Origin of the sequence: Oribacterium sp. P9 (assembly GCF_046365365.1) — a bacterium.
In the GTDB taxonomy this organism is placed as follows: domain Bacteria; phylum Bacillota; class Clostridia; order Lachnospirales; family Lachnospiraceae; genus Oribacterium.
Genome location: NZ_JBKEIS010000044.1, coordinates 1 through 1,596 on the forward strand (window position 1 = coordinate 1; position 1,596 = coordinate 1,596).

General features: G+C 47.8%; 1 protein-coding gene. It reads right to left on the minus strand.

From position 1 onward, the window contains the following. Window positions 1–94: 94 nt before the first annotated feature. A complete protein-coding gene (locus ACK8P7_RS10905; protein WP_410044223.1) occupies window positions 95–1,330 on the minus strand; it encodes an IS110 family transposase in 1,236 nt (411 codons plus the stop codon). Window positions 1,331–1,596 lie beyond the last annotated feature (266 nt).

Below are 1,596 nucleotides of genomic sequence, written 5' to 3' on the forward strand. Positions count from 1 at the left end.
TTTTACTCTGAAACAAAGCCTTCCGGGTAGCCAAAAAAGCGCAGACTGCCCCTATCAAGCTTTTAAAACTTCATTTTGAGCTTGACTAAAAGGTCTATGCGGCAACTACAGGCGCTTCCCAACCAAGCGCTTTTAACTTTTTAAGATACGCATTGATCTTGCGCTCTTTGTTGAACTGATTGTAGTAATCAGCTCCAAGATCCTTGAAAACCACACCATCCTTGAGAATGTGATATATCGCCACGAGCATAGAATGGGCTACTGCGACATAAGCCCTCTTTGGGCCACGATGAGCACTGATCCTTGTGAACTGTGCGTAGAAATAGGAGCTTTTATTCCGTGTGGCAGCATGTGCGCATGTGACCAGAGTGCTCCGCAGCAACGCATTCCCTTTTCTGATTTTGCCTGATTTTCGCTTTCCGGCACTTTCGTTGTTGCCGGGACAAAGCCCCGCCCATGACGCCATGTGTGCGTCTGTAGGGAAACGACTCATATCCGTGCCGATTACAGATATGATCGCCTGTGCGCTTGTATGACCTATACCCGTGACATCTTCGATAACAGCTGTCGCCTGTTTTTCTTCAGGTTTCATGAAATTGTCGATCTCGTCATCCAGATTTTTGATGTGAATGTTAAGCTCATCAAGATGACTAAGAAGCTCCTTCATCATCCTGCGCTGCAGCGGTGTCATGACACCATTCAGGTCGTCTATGATCTGCTCTTTGGATGCTTTGAGATTGTGGGCAATTACTTTCTTCTCATACATCTCGTCATACTTGTCACTATCGATTGATGCACCGGTGATCAGATACTCGAGAATGCTTCGGGCGCTTTTACCATTGATGTCGGAAACGGTTCCTGAGAGCTTGATGTTTGCTCCTTCCAGCATTTTCTGAAGACGGTTCAGCTCCCTCACGCGTTCGCCAACGAGACTTTTTCGGTAACGCACAAGTTCGCGGAGTTCTCGCTGATCCTTCGCAGGTATGTAGCTTGCTTGAAGTAATCCGTGCTGAAGTAGATCGGCTATCCATTCAGCATCCTTCACATCCGTCTTCCGACCAGGAACTGCTTTCATATGGTGGGCATTGACCACCATTGTGTTCAGGTCAGATGATTCAAGGATGTTGTACAGAGGCTTCCAATAAGACGCTGTGCTCTCCATTGCGACCATTTCACAGCCGCCTTCCTTGAGCCAGTCAGCTAACTCAAGAAGCTCTCTGGTTGTTGCACCGAAGTCGCGTATCTCCTGCTTGTTGCCTTTTCTAAGGCAGGCGACGATGAGCTTCTTGTGCACATCAATTCCACAACATTTGTCGTAAACCTTCTCCATATTGGCCCCTCCTTGGATGAGATTTACGGCACGGTACTCTGTCTCTTATCATTTTACTCTACGTCCTTCTGCCGAAAGCGGCTGGACAGATGGTGGTGCAAATGAGAGTACCTGAGATCAGTTTAGTCTGCGGGCTACAGGCCCAAAATAAACTCGATCTTTGCCGTTGCTATCAGTATAGTCAGCGGCGGTTGCTATATCAATACTTGCCGGTGCCCGTGTTTCATTTATGGTGGTGCCAAAAGCGGGGCATGGGGGTTTAGTCT

What these genes read in the sequence shown, in the direction of transcription:
- ACK8P7_RS10905 (WP_410044223.1), bottom strand. Translation starts at nt 1,330, where the DNA reads ATGGAGAAGGTTTACGACAAATGTTGTGGAATTGATGTGCACAAGAAG.